General features: G+C 68.7%; 31 protein-coding genes. 22 read left to right on the top strand and 9 right to left on the bottom strand.

Annotated features, from left to right (window positions below):
• The first annotated feature begins 50 nt into the window (after positions 1 to 50).
• Genes trpB through accD form a run of 3 tightly spaced genes read left to right on the top strand, consistent with a single transcriptional unit; the run spans position 51 to position 2,980 of the window.
• Complete coding sequence (gene trpB, locus RHOOR87_RS0116595; protein ID WP_027485655.1) at positions 51 to 1,262, top strand: tryptophan synthase subunit beta; 1,212 nt, start codon at positions 51 to 53, stop codon at positions 1,260 to 1,262.
• Positions 1,259 to 2,059 (top strand): tryptophan synthase subunit alpha, encoded by an 801-nt coding sequence (gene trpA, locus RHOOR87_RS0116590; protein ID WP_027485654.1) that lies wholly within the window; start codon positions 1,259 to 1,261, stop codon positions 2,057 to 2,059. The genes trpB and trpA overlap by 4 nt, the downstream gene beginning before the upstream one ends.
• Positions 2,060 to 2,110: 51 nt before the next feature.
• Positions 2,111 to 2,980 carry an acetyl-CoA carboxylase, carboxyltransferase subunit beta gene (gene accD, locus RHOOR87_RS0116585; RefSeq protein ID WP_007512971.1) on the top strand — a complete coding sequence of 290 codons (870 nt, stop codon included), beginning with the start codon at positions 2,111 to 2,113 and terminating at the stop codon, positions 2,978 to 2,980.
• A 304-nt stretch (positions 2,981 to 3,284) separates the two neighbouring features.
• Here accD and RHOOR87_RS0116580 read toward each other — a convergent pair whose 3' ends face one another.
• Together RHOOR87_RS0116580 and RHOOR87_RS0116575 are read right to left on the bottom strand one after the other, a co-directional pair.
• Positions 3,285 to 3,848: a phosphatase PAP2 family protein gene (locus tag RHOOR87_RS0116580; protein ID WP_007512972.1), complete on the bottom strand. Its 564-nt coding sequence runs from the start codon at positions 3,846 to 3,848 to the stop codon at positions 3,285 to 3,287.
• Positions 3,817 to 4,977 carry a glycosyltransferase family 1 protein gene (locus RHOOR87_RS0116575; protein WP_043795786.1) on the bottom strand — a complete coding sequence of 387 codons (1,161 nt, stop codon included), beginning with the start codon at positions 4,975 to 4,977 and terminating at the stop codon, positions 3,817 to 3,819. The genes RHOOR87_RS0116580 and RHOOR87_RS0116575 overlap by 32 nt, the downstream gene beginning before the upstream one ends.
• Before the next feature lie 146 nt (positions 4,978 to 5,123).
• On the opposite strand from RHOOR87_RS0116575, the gene RHOOR87_RS0116570 reads away from it, so the two are divergent.
• Positions 5,124 to 5,561, top strand: coding sequence for a DUF4399 domain-containing protein (locus RHOOR87_RS0116570; RefSeq protein ID WP_007512975.1), 438 nt, complete (start codon positions 5,124 to 5,126; stop codon positions 5,559 to 5,561).
• 31 nt (positions 5,562 to 5,592) lie between these two features.
• Here RHOOR87_RS0116570 and RHOOR87_RS0116565 read toward each other — a convergent pair whose 3' ends face one another.
• Entirely contained in the window at positions 5,593 to 6,321 is a 729-nt protein-coding gene (locus RHOOR87_RS0116565; RefSeq protein ID WP_027485652.1) for a transporter, read from the bottom strand.
• A 115-nt stretch (positions 6,322 to 6,436) separates the two neighbouring features.
• Here RHOOR87_RS0116565 and gltX point away from each other — a divergent pair, with 115 nt between their 5' ends.
• The 6 genes from gltX (at position 6,437) to RHOOR87_RS20040 (ending at position 10,460) form a co-directional block, all read left to right on the top strand.
• Complete coding sequence (gltX, locus tag RHOOR87_RS0116560; protein WP_027485651.1) at positions 6,437 to 7,837, top strand: glutamate--tRNA ligase; 1,401 nt, start codon at positions 6,437 to 6,439, stop codon at positions 7,835 to 7,837.
• A 34-nt stretch (positions 7,838 to 7,871) separates the two neighbouring features.
• The gene (locus RHOOR87_RS0116555) at positions 7,872 to 8,150 is read left to right on the top strand and encodes a hypothetical protein (RefSeq protein WP_007512982.1); all 279 of its coding nucleotides are present in this window, start codon (positions 7,872 to 7,874) and stop codon (positions 8,148 to 8,150) included.
• Positions 8,151 to 8,181: 31 nt separating this feature from the next.
• On the top strand, positions 8,182 to 8,691 hold the full coding sequence (locus RHOOR87_RS0116550; RefSeq protein WP_015447335.1) for a transcriptional repressor: 510 nt from the start codon (positions 8,182 to 8,184) through the stop codon (positions 8,689 to 8,691).
• Between the two features lie 96 nt (positions 8,692 to 8,787).
• Positions 8,788 to 9,222, top strand: a complete 435-nt coding sequence (locus RHOOR87_RS0116545; protein ID WP_007512987.1) for a MerC domain-containing protein — start codon at positions 8,788 to 8,790, stop codon at positions 9,220 to 9,222.
• Between the two features lie 45 nt (positions 9,223 to 9,267).
• Entirely contained in the window at positions 9,268 to 10,230 is a 963-nt protein-coding gene (locus RHOOR87_RS0116540; protein WP_027485649.1) for a cation diffusion facilitator family transporter, read from the top strand.
• 68 nt (positions 10,231 to 10,298) lie between these two features.
• On the top strand, positions 10,299 to 10,460 hold the full coding sequence (locus RHOOR87_RS20040) for a 30S ribosomal protein THX (protein WP_007512991.1): 162 nt from the start codon (positions 10,299 to 10,301) through the stop codon (positions 10,458 to 10,460).
• A gap of 79 nt (positions 10,461 to 10,539) precedes the next feature.
• On the opposite strand, the gene RHOOR87_RS0116530 is transcribed toward RHOOR87_RS20040, so the two are convergent.
• Positions 10,540 to 11,469: a transporter gene (locus RHOOR87_RS0116530; RefSeq protein WP_231381824.1), complete on the bottom strand. Its 930-nt coding sequence runs from the start codon at positions 11,467 to 11,469 to the stop codon at positions 10,540 to 10,542.
• A 399-nt stretch (positions 11,470 to 11,868) separates the two neighbouring features.
• Between RHOOR87_RS0116530 and RHOOR87_RS0116525 the strand changes: the two genes are divergently transcribed.
• The 9 genes from RHOOR87_RS0116525 to hisIE all read left to right on the top strand — a co-directional run bounded on the left by RHOOR87_RS0116525 (position 11,869) and on the right by hisIE (position 19,575).
• Positions 11,869 to 12,204, top strand: coding sequence for a YerC/YecD family TrpR-related protein (locus tag RHOOR87_RS0116525; protein ID WP_007512995.1), 336 nt, complete (start codon positions 11,869 to 11,871; stop codon positions 12,202 to 12,204).
• A complete protein-coding gene (hisG, locus tag RHOOR87_RS0116520; RefSeq protein ID WP_007512996.1) occupies positions 12,201 to 13,094 on the top strand; it encodes an ATP phosphoribosyltransferase in 894 nt (297 codons plus the stop codon). Before RHOOR87_RS0116525 ends, hisG begins: the two co-directional genes overlap by 4 nt.
• Before the next feature lie 28 nt (positions 13,095 to 13,122).
• Complete coding sequence (gene hisD / locus RHOOR87_RS0116515) at positions 13,123 to 14,421, top strand: histidinol dehydrogenase (protein WP_007512998.1); 1,299 nt, start codon at positions 13,123 to 13,125, stop codon at positions 14,419 to 14,421.
• Positions 14,418 to 15,479, top strand: a complete 1,062-nt coding sequence (gene hisC, locus RHOOR87_RS0116510; RefSeq protein ID WP_027485648.1) for a histidinol-phosphate transaminase — start codon at positions 14,418 to 14,420, stop codon at positions 15,477 to 15,479. The genes hisD and hisC overlap by 4 nt, the downstream gene beginning before the upstream one ends.
• Entirely contained in the window at positions 15,476 to 16,540 is a 1,065-nt protein-coding gene (gene hisB, locus RHOOR87_RS0116505) for a bifunctional histidinol-phosphatase/imidazoleglycerol-phosphate dehydratase HisB (RefSeq protein WP_027485647.1), read from the top strand. The genes hisC and hisB overlap by 4 nt, the downstream gene beginning before the upstream one ends.
• A 109-nt stretch (positions 16,541 to 16,649) precedes the next feature.
• Complete coding sequence (hisH, locus tag RHOOR87_RS0116500) at positions 16,650 to 17,240, top strand: imidazole glycerol phosphate synthase subunit HisH (protein ID WP_027485646.1); 591 nt, start codon at positions 16,650 to 16,652, stop codon at positions 17,238 to 17,240.
• Positions 17,237 to 17,965, top strand: a complete 729-nt coding sequence (gene hisA, locus RHOOR87_RS0116495) for a 1-(5-phosphoribosyl)-5-[(5-phosphoribosylamino)methylideneamino]imidazole-4-carboxamide isomerase (RefSeq protein ID WP_007513006.1) — start codon at positions 17,237 to 17,239, stop codon at positions 17,963 to 17,965. The genes hisH and hisA overlap by 4 nt, the downstream gene beginning before the upstream one ends.
• Positions 17,959 to 18,732: an imidazole glycerol phosphate synthase subunit HisF gene (hisF, locus tag RHOOR87_RS0116490; protein WP_027485645.1), complete on the top strand. Its 774-nt coding sequence runs from the start codon at positions 17,959 to 17,961 to the stop codon at positions 18,730 to 18,732. The genes hisA and hisF overlap by 7 nt, the downstream gene beginning before the upstream one ends.
• A 213-nt stretch (positions 18,733 to 18,945) precedes the next feature.
• On the top strand, positions 18,946 to 19,575 hold the full coding sequence (hisIE, locus tag RHOOR87_RS0116485; RefSeq protein ID WP_027485644.1) for a bifunctional phosphoribosyl-AMP cyclohydrolase/phosphoribosyl-ATP diphosphatase HisIE: 630 nt from the start codon (positions 18,946 to 18,948) through the stop codon (positions 19,573 to 19,575).
• A 24-nt stretch (positions 19,576 to 19,599) separates the two neighbouring features.
• Here the strand turns inward: hisIE and RHOOR87_RS0116480 are convergent, their stop codons facing one another.
• Positions 19,600 to 20,451: a LysR family transcriptional regulator gene (locus RHOOR87_RS0116480; protein ID WP_027485643.1), complete on the bottom strand. Its 852-nt coding sequence runs from the start codon at positions 20,449 to 20,451 to the stop codon at positions 19,600 to 19,602.
• 152 nt (positions 20,452 to 20,603) lie between these two features.
• Between RHOOR87_RS0116480 and RHOOR87_RS0116475 the strand changes: the two genes are divergently transcribed.
• On the top strand, positions 20,604 to 21,605 hold the full coding sequence (locus RHOOR87_RS0116475; protein ID WP_027485642.1) for a zinc-dependent alcohol dehydrogenase family protein: 1,002 nt from the start codon (positions 20,604 to 20,606) through the stop codon (positions 21,603 to 21,605).
• Positions 21,606 to 21,711: 106 nt separating this feature from the next.
• Positions 21,712 to 22,065 carry a carboxymuconolactone decarboxylase family protein gene (locus RHOOR87_RS0116470; protein ID WP_027485641.1) on the top strand — a complete coding sequence of 118 codons (354 nt, stop codon included), beginning with the start codon at positions 21,712 to 21,714 and terminating at the stop codon, positions 22,063 to 22,065.
• A gap of 82 nt (positions 22,066 to 22,147) precedes the next feature.
• On the opposite strand, the gene RHOOR87_RS0116465 is transcribed toward RHOOR87_RS0116470, so the two are convergent.
• Genes RHOOR87_RS0116465 through RHOOR87_RS0116450 form a run of 4 tightly spaced genes read right to left on the bottom strand, consistent with a single transcriptional unit; the run spans position 22,148 to position 25,101 of the window.
• The gene (locus RHOOR87_RS0116465) at positions 22,148 to 23,146 is read right to left on the bottom strand and encodes a C13 family peptidase (protein WP_043795796.1); all 999 of its coding nucleotides are present in this window, start codon (positions 23,144 to 23,146) and stop codon (positions 22,148 to 22,150) included.
• A gap of 20 nt (positions 23,147 to 23,166) precedes the next feature.
• On the bottom strand, positions 23,167 to 23,853 hold the full coding sequence (gene mtnC / locus RHOOR87_RS0116460; protein WP_027485639.1) for an acireductone synthase: 687 nt from the start codon (positions 23,851 to 23,853) through the stop codon (positions 23,167 to 23,169).
• Positions 23,854 to 23,902: 49 nt separating this feature from the next.
• A complete protein-coding gene (locus tag RHOOR87_RS0116455; RefSeq protein ID WP_027485638.1) occupies positions 23,903 to 24,454 on the bottom strand; it encodes an acireductone dioxygenase in 552 nt (183 codons plus the stop codon).
• The gene (locus tag RHOOR87_RS0116450; RefSeq protein WP_027485637.1) at positions 24,451 to 25,101 is read right to left on the bottom strand and encodes a methylthioribulose 1-phosphate dehydratase; all 651 of its coding nucleotides are present in this window, start codon (positions 25,099 to 25,101) and stop codon (positions 24,451 to 24,453) included. The genes RHOOR87_RS0116455 and RHOOR87_RS0116450 overlap by 4 nt, the downstream gene beginning before the upstream one ends.
• A 165-nt stretch (positions 25,102 to 25,266) precedes the next feature.
• Between RHOOR87_RS0116450 and RHOOR87_RS0116445 the strand changes: the two genes are divergently transcribed.
• On the top strand, positions 25,267 to 25,599 hold the full coding sequence (locus RHOOR87_RS0116445; RefSeq protein ID WP_027485636.1) for a high-potential iron-sulfur protein: 333 nt from the start codon (positions 25,267 to 25,269) through the stop codon (positions 25,597 to 25,599).
• The last annotated feature ends 303 nt before the right edge of the window (positions 25,600 to 25,902 follow it).

Here is a 25,902-nt window from a genome sequence, read left to right as displayed (position 1 = left end):
CTAAGATGGCTGCTTGCCGCAGTGCGGCATGCCCTTCCCCGAGTGACGAAATGAGCCAGATCGTGGACTACAACGCTTACCCCGACGCGCACGGCCGCTTCGGCAACTACGGCGGCAGCTACGTTGCCGAGACCCTGATGGCGCCGCTGGCCGAGCTGACCGAAGCCTACCTGCGCCTGCGCGAGGATCCGGCCTTCATCGCCGAGCTCGACCGCGACCTCAAGCACTACGTCGGCCGGCCCAGTCCGATCTACCACGCCGAGCGGCTGTCGCAGCACGTCGGCGGCGCGCGCATCCTGTTCAAGCGCGAGGACCTCAACCATACCGGCGCACACAAGATCAACAACACGGTCGGCCAGGCGCTGGTCGCGCGCAACATGGGCAAGACCCGCATCATCGCCGAGACCGGCGCCGGCCAGCACGGCGTGGCCAGCGCCACGGTGGCGGCGCGGCTGGGCCTGAAGTGCGTGGTCTACATGGGCGCGGTGGATATCGAGCGGCAGAAGATCAACGTCTATCGCATGAAGCTGCTCGGTGCCGAGGTGGTGCCGGTGACCTCCGGCTCGAAGACGCTGAAGGACGCGCTGAACGAGGCGATGCGCGACTGGGTCACCAACGTCGCCGACACCTTCTACATCATCGGCACCGTGGCCGGCCCGCACCCGTATCCGCTGATGGTGCGCGACTTCAACGCGATCGTGGGGCGCGAGGCGCGCGCGCAGATGCTCGAAGAGTACGGTCGCCTGCCGGACGTGCTGACCGCCTGCGTCGGCGGCGGCTCCAACGCGATCGGCCTGTTCCATGCCTTCCTCAACGACGCTGGCGTGCGCATCGTCGGCGCCGAGGCGGCGGGCGAGGGCATCACCACCGGCCATCACGCCGCGTCGCTGGCGGCCGGCCGGCCCGGCGTGCTGCACGGCAACCGCACCTATGTGCTGTGCGACGACAACGGCCAGATCACCGAGACGCACTCGATCTCGGCTGGCCTGGACTATCCCGGCGTCGGCCCCGAGCACGCGTTCCTGAAGGATACCGGTCGCGCCGAGTACGTCGGCATCACCGACGACGAGGCGCTGGCCGCGTTCCACCTGCTGGCGCGCACCGAAGGCATCCTGGCCGCGCTGGAATCCAGCCACGCGGTGGCGCAGGCGGTCAAGCTGGCGCGCGAGTTGCCGAAGGACGGCATCGTGCTGTGCAACCTGTCCGGCCGCGGCGACAAAGACGTGCACACCATCGCGGCGCGCGAAGGAGTCGAGGTATGAGCCGCATCGACCGCCGCTTCGCCGCACTGAAAGCCGCCAACCGCACCGGCCTGATTCCGTTCGTCACCGCGGGCGATCCGTCGCCTGAGCACATGGTGGCGCTGATGCATGCGCTGGTCGACGCCGGCGCCGACCTGATCGAGCTGGGCGTGCCATTCTCCGACCCGATGGCGGACGGCCCGGTGATCCAGCACGCCAGCGAGCGCGCGATCGCCAAGGGCATCGGCCTGGCCGACGTGCTGGGCTGGGTCGCCGCATTCCGCCAGCACGATGCGGACACGCCGATCGTGTTGATGGGTTACCTCAATCCCATCGAGACGCACGGCTACGCGCGCTTCGCCGGAGAGGCCGTGCAGGCCGGGGTCGACGGTGTGCTGCTGGTCGATTGCCCGCTGGAGGAGTCCGCCGTGCTGCAGCCGCTGCGCGACGCTGGGCTGCAACGGATCCTGCTTGCCGCACCGACCACCGAACCCTCGCGTATGGCGCAGCTGTGCGGTTCGGCCGAGGGTTTCCTGTACTATGTCTCGTTCGCAGGCATCACCGGTGCGGCACACTTGAGCACCGGTGACATCGCCGCCCGCGTGGCCGATGTCCGTGCCCGGGCGAAGGCGCCGGTGGCGGTCGGTTTCGGCATCCGCGATGCGGCGAGCGCGAAGGCGATCGCCGGTTTTGCCGATGCGGTGGTGATCGGCAGCGCACTGGTGGATCGGCTGGCCGGGGCGACGGACGCCGGGGAAATCACCCGGCGCACGCAGGCGTTCCTGGCACCGATCCGCGCCGCGCTGGATGCCCATTGAGGGCACGCACCGCCGGATGGTGGCGCACTCACGAATAGTCAGGGTGATGCAATGAATTGGCTGCAGAAAATCATGAACCCGCGCACCCGCCCGCACGCCACCAACGGCGGCAAGGGCTCGGTGCCCGAGGGCGTGTGGGAGAAGTGCGGCGGCTGCGGCACGGTGCTGTACAAGCCGGAGCTGGAGCGCAACCTGATGGTCTGCCCCAAGTGCGGCCATCACCATTACATCAGTGCACGCGCGCGGCTCGATGCGCTGCTCGACGAAAGTTCGGCGCAGGAACTGTGGGCCGGCCTGGAGCCGACCGACCCGCTGAAGTTCCGCGACTCGAAGAAGTACCGCGACCGCATCGTCGCCACCCAGAAGAAGATCGGCGAGAAGGATGCGATGGTCGTGATGAGCGGCCGGCTCAAGGGCCGCCCGCTGGTGGCGGCGGCATTCGAGTTCGCCTACATGGGCGGCTCGATGGGTTCGGTGGTCGGCGAGAAGTTCGCTCGCGCCGCCGAGCGCGCGCTGGCCGACCGCAGCGCGCTGGTGTGCTTCTCCGCCACCGGCGGCGCGCGCATGCAGGAGGCGCTGTTCTCGCTGATGCAGATGGCCAAGACCTCGGCCGCGCTGGCACGCCTGCGCGACGCCGGTGTGCCGTACATCAGCGTGCTGACCAACCCGACCACCGGCGGCGTCTCCGCCAGCCTGGCGATGCTGGGCGACATCAACATCGGCGAACCGAAGGCGCTGATCGGCTTCGCCGGCCCGCGCGTGATCGAGCAGACCGTGCGCGAAACCCTGCCGGAAGGCTTCCAGCGTTCGGAGTTCCTGCTGGACCACGGCGCGATCGACCTGATCGTCGACCGCCGCGAGATGCGCGACAAGCTGGCCGACCTGCTCGGCATCCTGATGAAGGCGCCGCGCGCGGCCTGAGCGGGTGCTCTGTCGGCGATGATGCGATGCCGCCTGCGGGCGGCATCGTCGTTAGCGCTGGCGGGTTTTCCACAGCGGCTGTGGAAGCGTTCGGGCAAAGCCTGTGGACAAGCCGCTTTCGCCGTTGATCCATCAAGCACTTGCTACGCGCTGGTCACGAGTTGCGCATGACGGCGCCGCATGCGGCACCGGTTTTCCACAGCGATTGTGGAGCGCGGGCGGCAAAGCCTGTGGACAAGTGTGCTATCTGCTTGAGCGCAAAGGCGGGGCCGACGGCGTGCGCAGGTTCTGCGCAGTGCCGTACTCAGCCGAGCAACGATGCCAGCCATAGCGACGCGCTGCCGAGGCCGCCGCCGATGACGATGGCGGCCAGCACGTCGCTGGGGTAGTGCAAGCCGAGGATCACCCGCGAGACGGCGACCAGTGCGGTGAAGCCCAGCAGCAGCGGTGCCAGCGGCGGATACCAGGCCAGCGCCACAGTGCTGAAACCCACCGCCTGCAAGGTATGCCCGGACGGAAAACTGAACTCGTCCAGCGGCGGCACGTGTGCGATCACGCCGGGGCAGGCGCGATACGGGCGCGGGCGGCGCGTCCAGCGCTTGAGCAGGCGATACAGCAGCAGCGCGGCGAGCCCGGTGGCTGCCATGTGCGCTGCTGCGGCGATGCCGCGCGGGCCGCCGAGCATGGCCAGCGCGGCCATCAGTGCGTACCAGAACACGCCGTCACCGAGCCGGCTGACCGCGCCGAAGAAGGCTCCCACCACGCGGCGGGCGCCCCAGTGGTTGGCGATCACGCAGACGCGGCGGTCCAGCGCGAAACGCGGTCCGGGCAGAAGCTCAGAGGCGGGCAGCGATGGAGGCGTGTTCATGCAGGTTCTCCTCGGCCATGTCGCGCAGCAGGGATTCGAAATCGCGGATCACCGCTTCCGGCGAGAGTCCCGCCACGCCGGCATGCGCCGCGCGCCCCATGTGCCGGATCAGTGCCGGGTTGCTAGCCAGTCTCACCGAGGCATCGATGAAGGCCGCCTCGTCGCCCGAGGCGATGCGGCAGCCGTTGACGCCGTCGACGAGGTGCTCGCGCGCGGCACCCTCGGCATACGCCACCACCGGCAGGCCGGCGGCCAGGGCCTCGATGATCACGTTGCCGAAGGTTTCGCTGAGGCTGGGGAACGGGAACAGGTCGGCGCTGGCATAGTGCCGCGCCAGCGCTTCGCCGCCTTGCACGCCGGCGAAGATGAAGTCCGGATGGGCGGCCTGCAGTGCGCCGCGGGCCGGACCGTCGCCGACCCACACGTAGCGCGCCTGCGGCACCTGCCGCTGGATCGCGCGAAAAGCCCGCACCGCCAGCTCGAGATTCTTTTCCGGCGCGATGCGCCCGACGTACAGCACCACCGGCGTGGCGGCGTCCACGCCCCAGTCGGCGCGCAAAGCCATGTCGCGCCGGTTCGGGTGGAACAGCTGCGTATCCACGGCGCGGCGCAGCAAGCGTGCGTTGGTGATGCCCATGGCGTGCAATTCCTGTGCGAGCGCATCGGTCGGCACCAGCGTGGCGATGGCGCGCTGGTGGAAACGACGCAGGTAGCCGCGTACCAGCGGCGTGAGCAGGCCCACGCCGTAATGGCTGGCGTAGCTGTCGAAGCGGGTGTGGAAACCGCTGCTGAGCGGAATGCCCAACTGCCTGGCGGCACGCATGGCCGACCAGCCGAGCGGCCCTTCGGTGGCTACGTACACCGCATCGGGACGCTGCCGCGACCAGTGCCGGCGCAGGGTGTGGCCGGCGGGCAGACCGAAGCGCAGGCCGGGGTAACGCGGCAGCGCGCCGCCGCGTAATTCGAGCACGTCGATGCCGGCTTCGTCGCCGTGCGGCTGCGGCTGGCGCGGGCGGATCAGGTCGATGTTGTGGCCACGGGCGGCGAGCCCGGCGGCGAGACTGTGCACGGTCAGCGCGACGCCGTTGATTTCCGGTGGGTAGGTTTCGCTGACGATGCCGATGCGCATGACGATGTCCGTGCTGGCTGGACGCAGCTTCGCCGTTTCGCGTTGCGGCGGCGTGGCGGGCGCATGACGTGGCAGTGACGCATCGGTGCCTTGCGGGCGCCGCAGCGCTTACACTGGGGGGCATCCTTCACCGCTGGAGGCCGACGATGAAACGCATCCTGCTCGCCCTGGCCCTGGCCGGACTGACCGGCGCCGCGCTGGCCGCCGATGCCCCCGCCGGCCTGCCGGTCACACCAGCTCCCGCCGGCGCCGAGGTCTACCTCATCTCGCCGAAGGACGGCGCCACCGTGGGCCAGGACGTCACCGTGCGCTTCGGCCTCAAGGGCATGGGCGTGGCGCCGGCCGGCGTGGCCAAGGAGCACACCGGCCATCACCACTTGCTGGTCGACGTGAAGGAACTGCCGCCCGCCGGCCAGCCGATTCCGAAGGACGAGCAGCACATCCATTTCGGCGGCGGCCAGACCGAGACCACGTTGAAGCTGAAGCCCGGTACCCACACCCTGCAGCTGGAACTGGGCGACCAGAACCATGTGCCGTTCGAGCCGGCCGTGGTGTCGAGGAAGATCACCATCCACGTCAAGTGAGTTTCGGGCGGCGCCGGCTTGCTTCCCGCGCTCAGTGCCCGAAGTAGACCGCGACGCCCAGATTGGCCTGCCAGTCGGGCGCCGCACCGTCCAGCCGATGGTCGAAGCCGGCGTCGAGCTGCACGCGTGGGGTGATCATCCATGCCAGTCCGGCACCGGCAACCGTGCCGCTGCCCTGATCCGGCGTGTGCAGCCGCGCGGCTTCGATATACAGCATCAGCGTGCTGTCCAGCGTGTAGTTGTCGCTGGCTGCCACGGTGGTGCTGTCAGCGCCGCCACTGCGCACATCCTGCAGATACAGACCCAGCGAGTTGCTCCCGCTTGCCTGCAGGTTGAACTGTGCGCCGAGCAGGTATTGGCGCCGGTCGCTGCGGAATGCCTTCGCGCCATCGGTGAATTCCACGCTGCCCAGCAGGCCCCAGCCGAAGGCCGGGTTCGAGGACGGCAGTGCCAGTTTCAGCCCGAGTGTCGTGTCGCCATGTCCATGACTGCGATCACCGCTGCCGGCACCGTCCTGCCGCAACGAGTTCCATGGCGAGCTGCCCAGTTGCAGTTCCAGCGGGCCGCCGATGCCGATGCGCAGCAGGCTGTCGGCGCTGTACTGCGAGATGGAGATGCCGTCTTGTCGATCACGGCTCCAGTCCGGCAATCCCTGTTCAATGGTGATGTCGCCCATGCCGAGCGCGACGGGCGTGAAGCCGTAGCCAGGGCGGTCGTAGCCCGGATTGCCGGCCATGGCGGACAGGGCGAGGCCCGACATGAGCGTGGCGAGTATGGTCGGGGCAATGCGCCGACGTAGCTGTGGGCTGCGGCAGCGGCGAGTATCCCGGTATCGGCTAAAATCCATCACTTCGCTCCGCATCCGTTGAGTTCCCATGACCGTCCGCACCCGCTTCGCCCCCAGCCCCACCGGTTTCCTGCACATCGGCGGGGCGCGCACCGCGCTGTATTGCTGGCTGGAGGCGCGTCGCCGCGGCGGCGAGTTCATCCTGCGCATCGAGGACACCGACCGCGAGCGTTCCACCGAGGAAGCCGTGCAGGCGATCCTCGACGCGATGCACTGGCTCGACCTCGACGCCGACGAGGGTCCGTTTTACCAGACCCAGCGGCTGGCGCGGTACAGGCAGGTCGCCGACGAACTGGTCGCCGCCGGCAAGGCGTACTACGCCTACGAGAGCAAGGAAGAGATCGAGGCGATGCGCGAGGCGGCGATGAAGGTGGGCGAAAAACCGCGTTACAACGGCTACTACCGCGACCGCAACGAACCTTTCCGCGACGACCCGAATCGGGTGATCCGCTTCCGCAACCCCACCGAGGGCTCGGTGGTGTTCGAGGACAAGGTGAAGGGCCGCATCGAGATCGCCAACAGCGAGTTGGACGACCTGGTGATCTTCCGCTCCGACGGCTGGCCCACCTACAACTTCGCGGTGGTGGTCGACGATATCGACATGGGCATCACCGAGGTGATCCGCGGCGACGACCACGTCAACAACACGCCGCGCCAGATCAACATCTACCAGGCGCTGGGCGCCGCGGTGCCGGAGTTCGCGCACCTGCCGATGATCTTGGACAAGGAAGGCAAGAAGCTGTCCAAGCGCACCAACTCGGTCAGCGTGATGGAGTACCGCGCCGCGGGCTTCCTGCCGCACGCGATCCTGAACTACCTGGTGCGCCTGGGCTGGTCGCACGGCGACCAGGAGATCTTCTCGCGCGGGGAGATGATCGCGCTGTTCGACATCGCCGACGTCAACAAGGCCGCTTCGCGCTTCGACACCGAGAAGCTGGCCTGGCTCAACCAGCACTACCTGAAAACCGACGAACCGCAGTCGCTGGCCGCCGAGTTCGCGTGGCACCTGCAGCGCGCCGGGATCGACGCGTCGCGCGGCCCGGCGCCGGTCGACGTGATCGTGGCGCTACGCGACCGCGTGCACACGCTGAAGGAAATGGCCGAGCGCGCGAAGATCTGGTACGGCCCGATCGTCGAATGGGACGACAAGGCGGTCGCCAAGCACCTGAAGAACGACAGTGCGGTCGCCGTGCTGGAGGCGGCGAAGGCGCTGCTCGCCGAGGTCGAATGGCAACCCGCTCCGATCCACCAGGTGATCGAACAGGTCGCCGCGCAGCTGGCACTCGGTATGGGCAAGGTCGCCCAGCCGCTGCGCGTGGCGATGACCGGCACCCAGGTCTCGCCCTCGATCGAGCACACGATCTACCTGGCCGGCCGCGACGAGGCGCTCACGCGCATCGACGCCGCGATCGCCATGGCGCGGGAATGAGCTTCCCGCCATGCCGATGACGCACTGACCCGGCATGGACGAGCTGCTGGCCAAGGCCACCCATGGTGTCGATCCCGACGCGCCGGGTGCGTTCTGGCAGGTCTTCTTCAACCTGTTGAACATGCTGCCGTGGGCAGCCATGTTCTGGTGGAGCCTGCTGTTCGTCGCGGTGGGCGCGCTGCTCGGCTGGTGGCGCGGCCGCCTGTTCGAAGGGATCGTGTGGGCATGGCTGCTGGGGCCGATCGGCTGGATCGTGCTGCTGCTGCGAACCCGCCGCAAACCGCCGCGTCGGCCGCCGCCTTTGCCGCGCTGAAGCCTTGCTGCCGCTGCGACGGGCGCAGTGTATGATCCAGCACGAGGTGAAACGCTTGAGCCACGACGCCGCCCGCAACCCGCATCCGAGCCACCCGCATCATCACGACGCGAAAGGTTTCGTGCGTGCCGTGGAACATGCCAGCGAGGAGCGCGGCTTGCGCCTGACTCCGCTGCGCAAGGAAGTGCTGGAGCTGATCGCGGCCGCGCACAAGCCGGTCAAGGCCTATGACCTGCTCGACCAGTTGCGCGAGAAGCACGGCAATGCGGCGCCGCCGACCGTCTATCGCGCACTCGACTTTCTGCTCGAGAACGGTTTCATCCACAAGCTGGAATCGATCAACGCGTTCGTCTCCTGCCACCACCCGGCCGAGGCGCACCAGGTGCCGTTCCTGATCTGCGATACCTGCTCCAATGCGCAGGAGGTCTGCGACGAGCGGGTTGCCGAGCTGATCGAGGCGCAGGCGAAGGCGTTCGGCTTCCGCCCGCAGGCGCAGACGCTGGAAGTCCATGGCACCTGCCGACATTGCCGCAAGAGCTGACCCGCGTTGCCGGGTATGGCGTTCGGCAGTGTTATAATGTAACATCCAGCCCGACTGGATACTGAGCCGCCACGTCTGGCGGCGCCGGGCACGACGATGGATTCCGAGCAGGCGAACAAAACCCGCTGGTGGCACGCCGCCGATCGCGTCGGCGCGATGGCTTCCTTCCTGTGCGCGATCCATTGCGCGCTGCTGCCCTTCGTGCTCGCGCTGCTGCCGCTGGTAGGGCTGGAATTCCTGGCCGATCATCGCTTCGAGCGGGCTTTCGTGCTGGGTGCCTGCGTGCTGGCCTCGCTTGTACTGATTCGGGGGTATCGCCGGCACCAGCGCTCGCTGCCGTTGCGGCTGGCCGTGCCGGGTCTGGCCCTGCTGCTGCTCGGCGTCACCTACATCGACGGTCCTGCGCCGATTCTGCACAGCGTGCTGGTGACCTGCGGCGGTCTGCTGCTGGCGGGCGCGCATTTCGCCAACCTGCGGCTGGACAGCCGCAACCATGCCCTCCATGTGCACGGCCCGCAGTGCGCGCACTGAACGCAGTGATTGTGTAACGGCGCCAGCCGTTCCTAGCATGCACGCATGAATACCGCCCACGCCGATCGGCACGCGCACGCTCACGACGGTGACCACGGCCACGCGCACGACCCGACCGCCGCGTCCGGCAGCCGCGGTCGCAAGCTGCTGTTGGCGTTCGGCCTGACCGCTGCGATGATGGCGGTCGAGGTGGCCGGCGGCGCGTGGTCCGGTTCGCTGGCCTTGCTGGCCGATGCCGGACACATGGTGGTCGACGCGTTGGCCCTGCTGCTGGCGATCGTCGGTGCGCGGGTGGCCATCCGGCCGGCCGATGCGCGGCGCAGTTACGGCTATGGCCGGATGGAGGTGCTGGCGGGATTCGTCAATGCGCTGGGCCAGTTCGTGCTGGTCGGCTGGATCGTCTACGAGGCCGGCGTACGGCTGCTGCATCCCGGCGAGATCCTCTCGGGAATCATGTTGGTGGTGGCGATTGCGGGCCTGCTGGTGAATGCGCTGGTGCTGCGTACCCTGCACGGGCATGCGCATGACGACGTCAACCTGGCCGGCGCCAGCCTGCACGTGCTGGGCGACCTGCTCGGTTCGCTGGCGGCGGTGCTGGCGGCGCTGGCGATCCGCTGGTTCGGCTGGCTGTGGGCCGACCCGGTGCTGTCGCTGCTGATCTCGCTGCTGATCCTGGGCAGCGCGTGGCGGCTGCTGCGGGTGTCGGCGCACATCCTGCTGGAGGGCGTGCCCGACGGCATGGACAGCGCGCTGGTGGAGGCGTCGCTGCGCACCGCCGATCCCGGTATCCGCGACATCCACCACCTGCACGTGTGGCAGCTGGCCTCGGGCTCGCGCATGGCCACCGTGCATGCCGAGCTGGCCGAGTGTGCCGATGGAGCGCAGGCTTTGCAGGCGATCAAGCGGATGCTGCTGGAGCGTTTCGGCATCCAGCACGTGACCGTGCAGATCGACCCCGGCAGTTGTCTGGACGCGAGCGAAGACTGCGCCGGACACGGTCATCGCTGACTATCCCGTGCGGCGCCGAACACTGCTATGATGGCAGGCCGTTCATCCAATAAATCAAGGAGTTCCCCATGGGCAAGGGCGATCGCAAGACTCGTCGCGGCAAGACCTATCGCGGCAGCTACGGCAATACCCGGGCGCACGGCGTGCTGCCGGCCGTGGTGGGCGCCAAGCCGACCGTGACCAAGCCGGCTGTCGCCAAGAAGGCCGCGCCGAAGAAGAAGTCGGCCTGAGCCGCTTCGCCACGCACAAAAAAACCCGCTGCGGCGGGTTTTTTTGTGCGTGGATCGCTGCGCCGCGGGCGGCTGCGGGTCAGAAGCGATACTGCACGCCCAGCGACCAGAGTCGGCGCGGCTCCAGCTGCAGGCCGTTGACGCGTTGCCACACCGGCAACTGGACGAACGCGAATGCATCCAGCCGCGGACTGAGCTTCACGCTGATGCCCGGGCTGAGATAGGCAAAGGTGGCGCCGCTGTTGGGGCGGTCGGATTGCTGGCCGTTTTCGCGCCGCTCGCCGTGGATATTCAGCTGCAGCTGCGGCGTGATGCGTCCGGCGTCGAGATAGCGCACGCCGAAGTCGATGTTGAGCGAATTGCCGGGGCGGAAGCCGTCCCGCGCGTCCAGCGGAACCTGCGCCATGGCTTGGCCGAAGTAGGCCAGCGAGTCAGTGAGCAGGCCGAACTTGTAGACGCCGAACAACGCGTCGGTGGTGCCGGTGCCCAGTTGCAGGCCGCGGTCGAGCGGCTGGCCGGCCTGCGGCCCGGCTGCGAAGCGCTGGGTGAAGCGGCCGGTGGGCAGCTTCACGCCGAATTGCATGCCGAGGCCGGCGTCGTCGCTGAACCCCTGGTAGCGCACGAGCAGGCGCAGGTCGCCAATGCCGCGCGTGTCGGAGGTGGAAATGTCGGTGTCGCCGTCGGCAATGGTCTGGTGGTGACGGTCGGTATACGGCAACTGTGCCGAGATACCCCAGTAGCGCGAGAAGTTGTAGCTCGCGCCGAGCAGGGTGGTGCGGTTGATGGTCTTGCGCTGAACCTCTTCGTCAGCGGGGTACTGGAACGCACTGCGGCTGACGGTGTCGGTGCCGTGCATCAGTCGCGACTGGTCGAAATAATCCTCGCGTACGCTGAGGTGCAGGCCGCGGCTGGTGGCATAGTCCTGGCTTGACCAGTCCGAGTTGAGCGAGCAGCCGCAGGTGGAGCAGGCACCGGCCAAGGCCGGGGCCAGCGCGCCTGCGAGCAGCACCGTGGCGGCGAGGCGCCGGTGACGTGTGCGCGGGTACGACGACCGGGAGCCGCCATGCGGCAGGTGCTGGTTCGGATGTTTCAGGCATACTCCCGATGGGTTTGCTTCGACTTCGCCATTGTCCCACCGCGATGACGCTGCCGGTTGCGGCGTGACGTCACAACCAGCCGATTCGCGGTCGGACGCGGGTTGGATGAGGCGTCGTGCGGACAGGTTCCCACGAGGCCGCACCGCGCAGGATGGCTCGCCCTCCAGCCGGCCTGGGCCGTCACATGCGGCGGTGGCGGCGTGCGTGCGGACCAACCTGAATGGTGGCCCGGCATGCACTGATCGCCCGGTTTGCCGCAGCACCGCATGCCATGTATGATGCGCACCATTGTGTTAATGCGTTAGTACATTATGAAGCGTCGATCACGCGATCCCGAAACCCCCGTCGAGTCGGCCGAGCAGAGCCTGTACGAGGCGCTGCTGTCGCTGAAGAACGTCGAGGAGATGGCGGCCTTTCTGGGCGACCTGTGCACCCCGGCGGAACTGGAGGTGCTGGTGGACCGCTGGCGGGTGGTGCCGTTCCTGCTCGATGGCGTGCCGTACCGCGAGATTCACGAGCGCACCGCGGTCAGCATTACCACGATCGGGCGGGTGGCGCGCTATCTCAACCAGGGCAACGGCGGCTACCTGGCGGCCGCCGCCCGCGCGGCGCGGCGGCAGGCACAGACCACGAGGAAGAAGGCATGAAGCCGCGCGACCGTTTGCGCATCGCGATGCAGAAATCCGGACGGCTCACCGAGCCGGCGCTGGATCTGCTGGCCCGCTGCGGGCTTACCTTCCGGCAGAGCCGCGACAAGTTGTTCTGCTTCGGCGAGGGCGAGCCGGTGGACCTGCTGCTGGTGCGCGACGACGACATCCCCGGCCTGATCGCGCAGGGCGTGTGCGACCTCGGCATCGTCGGGCGCAACGTGCTCAGCGAATTCCGGCTGACCGGCGGACGCGAGGCCGAGCCGCTGGCCGAGCTGCGCCCGCTCGGCTTCGGCCGTTGCCGGCTGTCGATCGCGGTGCCGCAGGAGCTGGATTACCGCGAGCCGCGGCAGTTGCACGGGCGGCGCATCGCCACCTCGTATCCCGGCCTGCTCGGCGAGTGGCTGCGCACGCAGGGCGTCGATGCCGGCGTGGTGACCCTCGCCGGTTCGGTCGAGATCGCGCCGAAGCTGGGCACCGCCGATGCGATCTGCGACCTGGTGCAGAGCGGCGGCACGCTGGTGGCGAACCAGTTGCGCGAAGCCGACGTGCTGTTGCACAGCGAGGCGGTGCTGGCCGGCCCGCTGGCGCTGCCGGCGGACGAACGCGGCGACCTGCTGGAGCTGCTGCTGAAGCGGCTGGACGGGGTGATCCAGGTGCGCGAGTCGCGCCTGCTGCTGCTGCAGACCTCGCGCCACACGCTGGAGGCGGTGACCCGGCTGCTGCCGGGCGGTCCGCAGCCGACCCTGCTGCCGGTGGCCGGCCAGCCGGATCAATTGATGTTGCAGGCGCTGTGTGCCGGCGAGGTGAGCTGGCGGCAGCTGGAAGAGATCAAGAAGGCCGGGGCGCGCGAGATGTTCGTGCTGCCGGTGGAGAAGATGCTGGCATGAATCAGGTTGGCAAGAAGGGCAGGTTCGCATGAAACGTCTGGACTGGAACGGCCTGGATGAAGCGGCGCGCCGCGAGGCGCTGGCGCGCCCCGCGCAGTCGCGTGCCGATGAACTGCGCCGCGGCGTCGAGCGGATCGTCGCCGTCGTGCGCGAACGCGGCGACGCGGCGCTGCGCGAACTCAGCGCGAAATACGACCACTGCGCGCTGGAGGCGATCGCGGTGGACGAGGCCGAATTCGCTGCGGCCGAGGCTTCCCTCGATCCGGCCCTGAAGGCGGCGATCCGCGAAGCGGCGGCGCGCATCGAGGCGTTCCATCGCGCGGCGGCGCTGCAGCCGGTGGCGGTGGATACCGCACCCGGCGTGCGGGTGGAACGCATGCTGCGGCCGATCGGCCGGGTCGGCCTGTACGTGCCTGCCGGCAGCGCGCCGTTGCCGTCCACCGCCCTGATGCTGGGCGTGCCGGCGCATATCGCCGGTTGCCGCGAGGTGGTGCTGTGTTCGCCGGCGCGCGCCGACGGCCGTTGCGACGAGGCGGTGCTGTATGCCGCACGCCTCACCGGCGTGCACCGGGTGTTCAAGCTGGGCGGCGCGCAGGCGATCGCGGCGATGGCCTACGGTACCGCCAGCGTGCCGAAGTGCGACAAGCTGTTCGGCCCCGGCAATGTCTGGGTGACCGAGGCGAAGCTGCAGGTGTCGTCCGATCCGGATGGCGCCGCGATCGACATGCCGGCCGGCCCGTCCGAAGTGCTGGTGATCGCCGATGCCGGGGCGAATCCGGTGTTCGTCGCCGCCGACCTGCTGTCGCAGGCTGAGCACGGACCGGATTCGCAGGTGATCCTGCTGAGCCCGTCCGCCGACCTGCTGGACCAGGCAGCCGCCGAGGTCGAACGCCAGTGCGCCGAATTGCCGCGTGGTGCGATCGTCCGCCAGGCGCTGGCGCAGAGCCGGCTGATCGCGGTCGATTCGCTGGCGCAGGCGGTGGAAGTGAGCAATCGCTACGCGCCCGAGCACCTGATCCTGCAGGTGGCCGCGCCACGCGCGCTGCTCGGCGGCGTCGAGAGTGCCGGCTCGGTTTTCCTCGGCCAGTGGGCGCCCGAATCGGTGGGCGACTACTGCAGCGGCAGCAACCACGTGCTGCCGACCTACGGTTACGCGCGCAGCTACAGCGGCGTGTCGGTGGCCAGCTACCAGAAGCAGATCAGCGTGCAGGAAGTCAGCGCGGACGGCCTGCGCCACATCGGCCCGTGCACCGCCACGCTGGCGGCGGCGGAGCAACTGGAAGCGCACCGCCGCGCGGTGACGCTGCGCCTGGAGGCGCTGGCATGAGCGTGCTCGATCTGGCGCGGCCGGAGATCCGCGCGATGCAGCCGTATTCCTCGGCGCGGATGGAGGCCAGCGGCGGCGAGGTCCTGCTCAACGCGAACGAATCGGCGTGGGCGCCGGTCGGCGACGACGGCCTCGGCTGCAACCGCTACCCCGAGCCGCAGCCGGCAGCACTGGTCGAGGCGCTGGCCACGCTCTACGGCGTGCGGCGCGAACAGTTGCTGGTCGGCCGCGGCAGCGACGAGGCGATCGACCTGCTGGTGCGCGCGTTCTGCCGCGCCGGCCGCGACGCGGTCCTGATCCAGCCACCGACCTTCGGCATGTACGCGGTATGCGCGCGGGTGCAGGACGCGGGCATCGTCGAGGTGCCGCTGGCGGCGGATGCCACGCTGGATGTGGACGCGGTGCTGGCCGCGCTGACCCCGGCGGTGAAGCTGGTCTTCGTCTGCACGCCGAACAATCCCACCGGCCAGCCGGTGCCGCGCACCGAGCTCGAGCGGCTGGTGCAGGCGCTGGCCGGCCGTGCGCTGTTGGTGGTGGATGAGGCCTATGTGGAGTTCGCCGACGAAGGCAGCGTGGCCGACCTGATCGACCGCTACGACAACCTCGCCGTGCTGCGCACCCTGTCCAAGGCCTGGGCGCTGGCCGGCGTGCGCATCGGCAGCCTGCTGGCGAGCGCCGGCGTGATCGCCCTGCTGCGCCGGATCATGGCGCCGTACCCGCTGCCGCTGCCGAGCGTGGATGCGGCGCTGCTGGCGCTGTCTGGCTGGGGGCAGGCGAACGCGCGCGAACACCTCGCCGTGGTGCGTGCGGAGCGCACGCGCATGTGCGAGGCCTTGCGCTGGTTGCGCAACGTGCGTGAGGTGTTGCCGTCGCAGGCGAATTTCCTCGCCGTGCGCTTCGACGATGCCGCCGGTGCCTACCAGCGCCTGCTCGCCGCCGGCATCGTGGTGCGCGACGTGCGCCGCTACCCGAACCTCGGCGACGCGCTGCGCATCACCATCGGCACGCCCGCGGAGAACGAACGGGTGCTGGCCGTCCTGCAGGAAACCAGCCCGTGAGCCGCAAGATCCTCTTTGTCGATCGCGACGGCTGCCTGATCGAGGAGCCGGCCGACGAGCAGATCGACAGCTATGAGAAGCTGGCCCTGCTGCCCGGCGTGATCGCCGCGCTGCAACGCTTCGTCGCCGCCGGCTACGAGCTGGTGATGGTGAGCAACCAGGACGGCCTGGGTACCGACGGTTTTCCGGAGCCGCATTTCAGCGGGCCGCACGAACTGCTGCTGCGCATCCTCGCCTCGCAGGGCATCGCCTTCCGCGAGGTGCTGATCGACCGCAGCCTCCCGCACGAGGGCCTGGACACGCGCAAGCCCGGCGTCGGCATGCTGCGCCACTACCTGGCCGACGACGGTTGGAGCCGCGTGGCGTCGGCGATGGTGGGCGACCGCGAGACCGACCTGCAGTTCGCCGCGAACATGGGCGTGCGCGGCCTCCGCGTCGGCCCGCAGGGCGTGGGTTGGGAGGAACTGGCGCACCAGTTGCTGGATGCGCCGCGCGTCGCCACGGTGGTGCGCAACACCCGGGAAACCCGCATCACGGTCAGCGTGGACCTGGACCAGGTGGCCGAACCGCAGGCGCATACCGGACTGGGCTTCTTCGACCACATGCTGGAGCAGATCGGCAAGCACGGCGGCTTCGCGCTGCAGCTCGACTGCGACGGCGACACCCACATCGATGAACACCACACCATCGAGGACTGCGCGCTGGCGCTGGGCCAGGCGTTGAAACAGGCGCTGGGCGACAAGCGCGGCATCGGCCGCTACGGCTTCACCCTGCCGATGGACGAGGCGCAGGCCAGCGCCGCGCTGGACCTGTCCGGCCGGCCGTACTTCGTGTTCGAGGGCAGCTTCCCGCGCGAGCGGGTGGGCGAGGTGCCGACCGAACTGGTGCCGCATTTCTTCCGCTCGCTGTGCGAGACGCTGGGCGCGAACCTGCACCTCGCCGTGCGCGGCGACAACGCGCACCACATGGTCGAGGCCTGCTTCAAGGTGGTGGCGCGCACGCTGCGCCAGGCGATCGCCCGCTCCGGCAGCGAACTGCCCAGTACCAAGGGAAGCTTGTAATGTGGCGATCAATGCACATCGGCGCAGGAGCGCACCCTGTGCGCGATAGCTCTTCGCCACGCGATGGAAAGCATCGCGCACAGAGTGCGCTCCTGCGTGCGAGGTACGTGTGATGGTGGTCCTTGTCGACGCCGGCGGCACCAATATCGGCTCGGTACGCTATGCGCTGCAGCGCCTCGGCGCGGATGCCGCGCTTACTGCGGACGCGGCGGCGATCCGCGCCGCCGACAAGGTGATCCTGCCCGGCGTGGGCGCCGCCGGCCCCGGCATGGCGCGGTTGCGCGAGCTGGGCCTGGTCGACGTGCTGCGTTCGCTGGAACAGCCCGTGCTCGGCGTGTGCCTGGGCATGCAATTGCTGTGCGCGCATTCGGAAGAGGGCGATACCGGGTGCCTGGGGCTGATTCCCGCACCGGTACGCCGCTTCGTCGAAACGCCGGGCCTGCGCGTGCCGCACATGGGCTGGAATGGCTTGTCGGTCCAGCGGGAACATCCGTTGCTGGCCGGCCTGGACGACGGCGAGCAGGCCTACTTCGTGCACAGCTATGCGGCGCCGGTCGGCGACTGGACCCTGGCCACGGCCGACTATGGCGGCGCGTTCTCGGCGGTGATCGCGCATGGCAACTTCCATGGCATGCAATTCCACCCCGAGCGCTCCGCCGCCGTCGGCGCGAGGCTGCTGAAGAACTTCCTCGAACTATGAACTTCGACGTGATTCCCGCGATCGACCTGCGTGGCGGCCAAGTGGTGCGCCTGAAGCAGGGCGACTACGCGCAGCAGACCACCTATGCCGCCGATCCGCGTGCGCTGGCGCGGCGCTATGCCGAGGCAGGTGCGCGCTGGCTGCACATGGTCGACCTGGATGGCGCGCGCTCGGGCAGCCTCGCCAATCTCGCCGTGATCCAGGCGATCACGGCCGATGGCATGCAGATCCAGGCCGGCGGCGGCGTACGCGGCGAAGACGACCTGCGCCGGCTGTTCGACGCCGGCGTGCAGCGCGTGGTGCTGGGCAGCGTGGCGATCCGCGATCCCGAACTCGTGGCCGGCTGGCTGGGCAGGTACGGCGCCGAACGGCTGACCCTCGCGCTCGATACGCGCCGCCTCGGTGGCCGCTGGAGCCTGCCCAGCGCCGGCTGGACCGAAATCGAGGCGCGCACGCTGGACGAATTGGCGCCGTGGTACGCCGCGCGCGGTGCGCGCCACCTGCTGTGCACCGACATCGACCGCGACGGCATGCTGGCCGGCTTCAACCTCGATCTCTATCGCCACCTCGTCGCCACGGTGCCGTCGCTGGCCGTGCAGGCTTCCGGCGGCGTGCGCTCGCTGGACGACATCCGCGCCGCGCGCGAAGCCGGCGCGTGGGGCGTGATCCTCGGCCGCGCGCTGCTGGAAGGGCGCTTCACCGTCGAGGAGGCCCTCGCATGCTGAGCCGCCGCATCATTCCCTGCCTCGACGTGCGCGACGGCCAGGTGGTCAAGGGCGTGCGCTTTCGCGACCACGTGGTGATGGGTGGCATCGTCGATCTCGCGCTGCGCTACCGCGACGAAGGCGCCGACGAGCTGGTGTTCTACGACATCACCGCCAGCCCGGAAGGGCGCAGCGTGGATCGCGGCTGGGTGGAGAAGGTCGCGCGGGTGATCGACATCCCGTTTTGCGTGGCCGGCGGCATCCGCTCGGTCGACGAGGCGCGCGCGGTGCTGCATGCGGGCGCCGACAAGATCTCGGTGAACTCGCCGGCGCTGGCGCGTCCCGCGCTGGTCGACGAACTGGCCGCCGCGTTCGGCGTGCAGTGCGTGGTGGTCGGCATCGACTCGCTGCGCGATGCCGACGGCGAGTGGCGCGTGCGCCAGTACAGCGGCGATCCTGCGAAGACGCGGGCATTGCCGCGCCGCACGCTGGACTGGATAACCGAGGCGCAGCAACGCGGCGCCGGCGAGATCGTGCTCAACTGCATGGACAGCGACGGCGTGCGCCGCGGCTACGATCTGGAGCAGCTCTCCGCCGCCCGCGCGATCTGCCACGTACCGCTGGTCGCCTCCGGCGGCGCCGGCGAACCGCCGCATTTCCGCGATGCCTTCGTCGAAGCCGACGTGGACGGCGCGCTGGCGGCCAGCGTGTTCCACTCCGGCGCGATCGCGATACCCGGGCTCAAGCGTTACTTGCGTGCGCAGGGCGTGATGGTGAGAAGCGAGTGAAGAGGAGTGAGGAGTGAGAGGATGCGTTTGCTGGGACCGTTCGTGCCGAGCGTGGCTTGCATCAGCACGCGGAATCGAAGCATCCAGGCGGCGCCCTTCGACTTCGGCGCCGCGCGCCTGCGCTCAGGATGAACGGCGTGGTGAAGCGAACTTCAACACCGCTCAGCATGTTTTCTCTTCACTCCTCACTCCTCAATTTCCCCGGAGTAATCGATGAGCGATGCCAATGCTGATCTTTCTCGCCTCGACTGGACCAAGGGCGGCGGCCTGCTGCCGGCGATCGTGCAGCACTGGCTGAGCGGCGAAGTGCTGATGCTCGGCTACATGAACGCCGAAGCGCTGGCACGGACGCAGGCCAGCGGGCAGGTGACGTTCTTCAGCCGCAGCAAACAGCGGCTGTGGACCAAAGGCGAAAGCTCCGGCCGCGTGCTCGCGCTGAAGTCGATCCGCGTCGACTGCGATGCCGACACCTTGTTGGTCCAGGCCGAGCCGCATGGCCCGACCTGCCACACCGGCACCTCCAGCTGCTTCGGCGACAGCGCCGAGGTGCGTCCGCCGCTGGGCTTTCTTGCCGAACTCGACGCGCTGGTCGCGCAGCGTCATGCCGAGCGGCCGGAGGGCAGCTACACCACGAAACTGTTCAACGGCGGCATCCGCCGCATGGCGCAGAAAGTGGGCGAGGAGGGCGTCGAGACGGCGCTGGCAGCGGTGGCGCAGGGCGACGAGGAATTGCTCGGCGAGGCGGCGGACCTGCTGTTTCATCTCACCGTGGCGTTGCGTGCGCGTGGTCTGTCGCTGACGGACGTGGCGGGCGTGTTGGCCGCCCGGCACCGTGCTGGATAGCGCCGGCGAACGCCCCGGCCGCGTTCAATCCGCCAGCCGTGCAACCACCAGGTCCAGCAGCGCCCGCAGGCGTGCCAGCCGCCGCATGTCGCGGTGATAGCCGAGCCACGTTTCCCGCGGCGGCGGCGGTTCGCCCAGCTCGATGCGTCGCAGGCCGGCCATCGCATCGCCCAGCGGGCGCGGCAACACCGCGACGCCTGAACCCTGGACGCACATCTGCGCCTGCACCGCACGCGCGTTGCTGCGGAAGGCCACGCGCGCGTTCGGCAGCATGCGTTGCAGCCATGCGACGTCGGGCATGCCGCTGAACGCGCTGTCCATGGTGATCAGCGCCGCGCCTTCGCCATCGCCCGCGCGCGGCGGCGGATAGTCGGTGGCTGCATAGACGCCGTAGGGCATGTGCAGCAACTTGCGCGAGACGATGTCCGGTTCGTCGAACGGCTTGATGCGGAATGCCAGGTCGGCTTCGCGGCGCGAAAGGCTGAGGAAGCGCGTGTCGGTCAGCAACTCGATGGTGACGCGGGGATATTCCCTGGCGAATTCGGCGATGACCGGCGTCAGCACATGTTCGGCGAACCAGTCGGACGCGGTGATCCGCAGCATGCCGTCGAGGTGCCGCTCCTGGCCGGCGAGCTGGCGCTGGAACGCAAGCGCTTCGTCCTCGATGCGCTCGGCGTGACTGAGTACCGCCGCACCTTCGTCGGTGAGCACGAAGCCCGCCGGGGTGCGCTGGAACAGCTTGTGCCCCACGGCATGTTCCAGTGCCTGCAGCCGTCGCCCCATGGTCGGCTGGGTTTGTCCCAGCTTGCGCGCGGCGGCACCGAGCGTGCCTTCGCGCGCGACGGCGAGGAAGACACGCAGATCGCTCCATTCCATCGCGACACCTCGTTGCGCCGGTCGAACCGCCAGCATGAAAACGCCGACGGGGCTCCATGCAATTATGCATGGAGTTCGTACGTTTATTTTGATTTTCAGACGAAATTGACTGGCGTAGCTTGGCGACCACTTCCTCCGACGCCGAGTACGACATGACTACTGCTGCCTCCATGCAAGCCGCCGTTCTTGAAAATCACGGTGCCCCGTTTCGCCTGGCCTCGATTGCCCGGCCGGTGCCGCAGGCGGGCCAGGTGCTGGTGCGGATCCTGGCCAGCGGCGTCAACCCGCTGGATCTGAAGATCCGCAGCGGCGCCGCCGAGCATGCCCGGCATCCGCTGCCGGCGATCCTCGGCATCGACATGGCCGGGGTGGTCGCTGCGCTGGGTGCGGGTGTTACCGGGTTCCGGCCGGGCGACGAGGTTTATGGCATGACCGGCGGCGTCGGTGGCGTGCAAGGCTCGCTGGCCGAATATGCCGCGGTGGACGCCAGCCTGCTGGCGCTCAAGCCCGCGCACTTCAGCATGCGCGAGGCCGCCTCGCTGCCGCTGGTTTTCATCACCGCATGGGAAGGGCTGGTGGATCGTGCCCGGGTGGGCGCGGGGCAGACCGTGCTGGTGCAGGGCGGTGCCGGCGGCGTCGGCAGCATGGCGATCCAGATTGCGCGCGCTTGCGGCGCGACGGTTTTCGCGACCGATGCCGCTGCGCGCGCCGCCATCAGCCGGCAACTGGGCGCCGCGCCGATCGACCATGAGCGGATGCCGGTCGAGGACTATGTGGCCGCGCATACCGCCGGTCGCGGTTTCGACGTGGTGTACGACACCGCCGGCGGCGCGAGCCTGGATGCATCGTTCAAGGCGGTGTCGCGCTTCGGCCACGTGGTCAGCTCGCTGGGATGGGGCAGCCACGCGCTGGCGCCGCTGTCGTTTCGTGCCGCGAGCTATTCCGGCGTGTTCACCTTGCTGCCGTTGCTGACCGGCGAAGGCAAGCCGCATCACGGCGAGATCCTGCGCGAAGCCACGCGCCTGGCCGAAGCCGGGATGATCAAGCCGCTGCTGGACGCGCGCCAGTTCGCGCTGGGCGCGGTCGACGACGCCTACGCACTGATCGAGCAGCGGCAGGCGCAGGGCAAGGTCGTTATCAGCATCGGCAACTGAAGCCCTTGCGGGTCGCCGATGGCCAAGCCATCAAGTTGCACATCCCGATTGCCGGCGCACTCATGCGATCGGCCATCCCGTTTCGAACTTGCGCAGGAGAAATACCATGATGAACTGGCTGGAATACCGCACGGAACTGATGGGCCGCATCGGCGAGCTCGGCAAGCTGGGCCCCGACACGCTGGCCGGTTACCAGACGCTTTCCCGGGCGGGCCAGAAGACCGGGCATCTGGATGCCAGGACTCGCGAGCTGATTGCCCTGGCCGTCGCGGTGAGCATTCGTTGCGATGGCTGCATCACCGTGCACACGGGCGAGGCGCTGAAGCACGGCGCGAGGCGCGAGGAAATCGCCGAAGCGCTGGGTGTCGCCGTGGCGCTCAACGCGGGTGCCGCCATGGTCTATTCCGCCCGGGTGATGGACGCCGTGAGCGCCCATGGTGTCCCGGCGTCGGCGCCATGAACGCCACCACGCTGGCGCAGCCCCGTAGGGCATTTCCCCTGTCGGCGACCGTCTTGCCTTGGCGTCCCCGGCATCGACCGGGTCAGTGCGCCGATGCCGAGCCGGCCGGTGCGGGCGCCGCCGGCCTGAACGGGAGCGCCGGCCCGGGCGAGACGCCCTTGCGCCACAGGGCGAGTTGCCCGGTGATGCCGCTGCCGATGTCGATCTGCGGCTCGGAAGGCGTGAGTTTGTCCTGCCGCTCCCACCGGCTGATCTCGCCGCTGGCCCGCTTGAACGCATCCGCGAAATTGTCGGTGCGGTTCAGCGCGTCGACCAGCCAGGCCTTGCCGAAGTAGGTGATGTCCGAGTCGCTGCCGCAGCCGAACGAGCTGCGGTCGGCGCGGGCGGCGGTGAGCACCAGCGTGCCGGGGCCGCGCAGCGGCGGCACGAAGCCGCCGGAGTAGCAGGCGTTGATCACCACCACCTTCCACTTGAACGGGTGCATCGCCAGGATGCCGGCCAGGTCGCTGGCGCCGAGCTGGTCCAGCGGCAGCGGGTCCATGTCGAGCAGCAGGTCGTGGTCTTCGCTGCCGTGGCTGGTGAGGTACAGCAGGAGGATGTCCTGGTCCGGCTGCATCACCGTGCCCAGGCCGTCGAGCGCGGTTTCCAGGTTGCTCCAGCTGGCCAGCGGTCGGGTGCTCAGGCTGGCCGGGTTGTTCTCCAGCACCAGGCTGTGCGCGCTGGCGCCGAAGCGTTGCGCGAACAGGCGGGCGGCGTACTCGGCCTCGTTGCGGAACACGTCCTCGCTGCCGTCGCCGGCGAACGCCAGCAGGTACAGGTTCGGCTTGCCGGGTATGCGCGGGCCGAGTTCGGACAGCGCTTCGCGCATCATCCGCGGCTGCGCGTACAGCACCTGTTCCGGGGTGGGAGCCTGCTCGGGCCACGCGTCGACAGCGGCATCGCCATCCGGCGCGGGGTCCGCGGCCATGCGGTTGGCTACGGCGGCGGAGGGCGATGGTGCCGCCTCCTGGCGGCCGGGCCACCAGGTCGCCAGCAGCACCCCGGCGGCGAACGCGAGCAGGATAGTCAGGATGCTGCGCATGGCGGGCTCGCGCGGCGGGTTCATGGCGTGATCGCCTCGAAATCGCGATAGACCGGATGGCGTGGCGAATCGGGCAGCACCTGCGGCGCGCGCACCAGCCAGCCGGTGTGGAAGCCGGCGGCCTGCGCGGCGTCGAGTTCCTCGGCGATGTCGGACAGGAACAGCAGGTGGCGAGGCTGCTCGCCGATCGCCTCGGCGATGCGCCGGTAGGATCCGGCTTCGCGCTTCGGCCCGGTCTCGGTGTCGAAATAGCCGGCGAACAGCGCGCTGAGGTCGCCAGCCTCGCTGTGCCGGAAGAACAGTTTCTGCGCCGGCACCGAGCCGGACGAGTAGACATACAGCCGCAGCCCGTCGGCGCGCCAGTCGCGCAGCCGCGCGGCCACTTCCGGGTAGACGTGGGCGCGATAGTCGCCGGCCTCGTAGCCGTCCTTCCAGATCATGCCCTGCAGCGCCTTCAGCGCGGTGGACTTGCGATCCTGGTCGATCCACTTGAGCAGCAGTTCGATGATGTCCTGGCGACTGGCTTCCACCAGGCCGGCTTCCCGGGCCGCCTCGTGCAGCCAGTGCTGGACTTCGGGCGTGTCGCCATGAGTCGCGACGAACGCCGGCAGCCGCTTGCGCGCGTACGGGAAAAGCACGTCGCGGACGAAATCGATCGAGCTGGTGGTGCCCTCGATGTCGGTGACGATGGCGCGGATTTCGATCATGGATGCGGGATCCGGTGGGCGGGTAAGGACATTGCCCGCGAACGGGCGCCTACGCGGCAGGGGTCATGCGCGGGAAGCGCGAGGCGATGTCGTCGCCGGTGAAGTTGGCGACCCAGCCTTCCTTGTTGGTGAACAGCCGGATCGCCACGAAGTATGGCGCCTCGCTCATGTCGAACCAATGGCGGGTGCCGTCGGGTACGCCGATCAGGTCGCCCTGTTCGCACAGGATGTCGTAGACCCTGCCGCCGAGATGCAGGGTGAATTGGCCGGCGCCGGCCACGAAGAAGCGCACCTCGTCTTCGCTGTGGGTGTGCTCGCTGAGGAACTTCTGGCGCAGCGCGGCGCGGTCGGGATGATCCGGCGTGAGGCTGACCACGTCCACGGCCTGGTAGCCTTCCTCACCCATCAGTCGGTCGATGTCGCCGCGATAGGCGGCGATCACTTCGTCCTGGCTGGCGCCAGGCACGATCGGTTGGCTCGCCTGCCATTGTTCAAAGCGCACGCCGACCTTGCCCAGTTCGGCGGCGATCGCGGCGTGCTCGTCGATCTCCGCCAGCGGCGATTGCGGTCGGGTTTCGTCGAAGATGCGCAGTCGGCTCATGATGCCCTCAGCTTTTTCAGGTCAAGTTCGCAGCCGAGCAGGAACTCCAGCGCCTCCAGGTGGCGCCGGGTCTCGGCCATGTCGCGGCCCCAGGTGTAGATGCCGTGGCCGTCGATCAGGTAGGCGTGCAGCGGCTTGCCCGCGTCCAGCCAGGCAGCGACCCGGGCCACCAGTTCGGGCATGTGCTGGGTGTTCGGGAACACCGGGATTTCCAGCGTGCTTTCATGGGTGTGGCAGCCGCTGATCGCCTTCTGCAGTTCCCAGCCCTGCAGGCGAACCACGCCGTCGGCGGCGAACAGTCGTGACGCCACGCTTTGCGTGCGCGAGTGGGTGTGCAGCACCGCGTTCATCTCCGGCCAGCGCCGGTAGACCTGGGTGTGCAGCGCCGTTTCGGCACTCGGCCGGGCGTCGGTGCCGACCGGCTCGCCGTCCAGGTCGATCAACATGATGTCGTCGCGCCCGAGCTTGCCCTTGTGCCGGCCCGAGATGGTGATCGCCGCGTGACTGGCGTCGACCCGCATCGAGAAGTTGCTGCTGGTCGCCGGTGTCCAGCCCATTGCCGACAGCTCGCGTGCGGCCTCGGCAATGGCGTCAGCGCGCTGTTCGAACACACTGGCGGGGATCGCGGCTGGCAGGGTCTGGCTCATGTGGTTTGGACGTCCAAATGGGCATGGACTATACCATGTGCCGGCCCGCGACCATGCTGGAATGAGAGCCATTCTCGCTAGTCAGGAAAAGTTTGGATCGCGGGCGTAACATCGGTGCGGATCCGGTGCAGGGTGTGCCGGACAGATTCCGACGGAGGCTTGCCCATGTCGAAAGAACAAGATCTCGAATCGCGTCGCCGGTTCCTCAAAGTGGCCGCCGGCACCACGGCGGCAGCTGTGGTCATCGGCAGCCTGCCGCGCTTTGCACGGGCGGCGGATCTGCCGCCGGTGAGCGAGTCGGATCCGACCGCGAAGGCGCTGGGTTACGTGGAAGATGCCACGAAGACCGCCAATGCAAAGCACAAGGCCGGTGACAATTGCACCAACTGCCAGTTCTACAGTGGTGGTCCGAGCGGTCGCGGACCGTGTCAGCTGTTCCCGGGCAAGTCGGTGAATGCGAAGGGCTGGTGCGTGTCGCATACGCCGAAGAAAGCCTGATCGCACCAGGCAAGCGGGTTGCATCGAAAGGCCGGCTCATCGCCTAATGCCAGTCAGTTAAGACAGACTGGCATTTTTCGTGGGGTATTTGTGGGGTCGGCGTTTGACTTCACGGGGACAAGATCGTTGTCGTCGTGCGGGCAACAGATAGATGTGGGCTTGCTGTCGGAGGCGGGCGAGTCGTTTGGGAAAGGCGCCGGGTGTTTCCAGCGGGGCGTATCGCAACTCGGCCACGATGGCGCGCGTGAACCCCTGGAAGCTGAGCCGGGTCGGTGGCACGCCCAGCTCACCAGCGGTTTGGTG

This window comes from Rhodanobacter sp. OR87 (genome assembly GCF_000473345.1).
In the GTDB taxonomy this organism is placed as follows: Bacteria; Pseudomonadota; Gammaproteobacteria; order Xanthomonadales; family Rhodanobacteraceae; genus Rhodanobacter; species Rhodanobacter denitrificans.
Note: the sequence above shows the minus strand (reverse complement) of the source record. Positions and strands in the feature narration are given on the sequence as shown.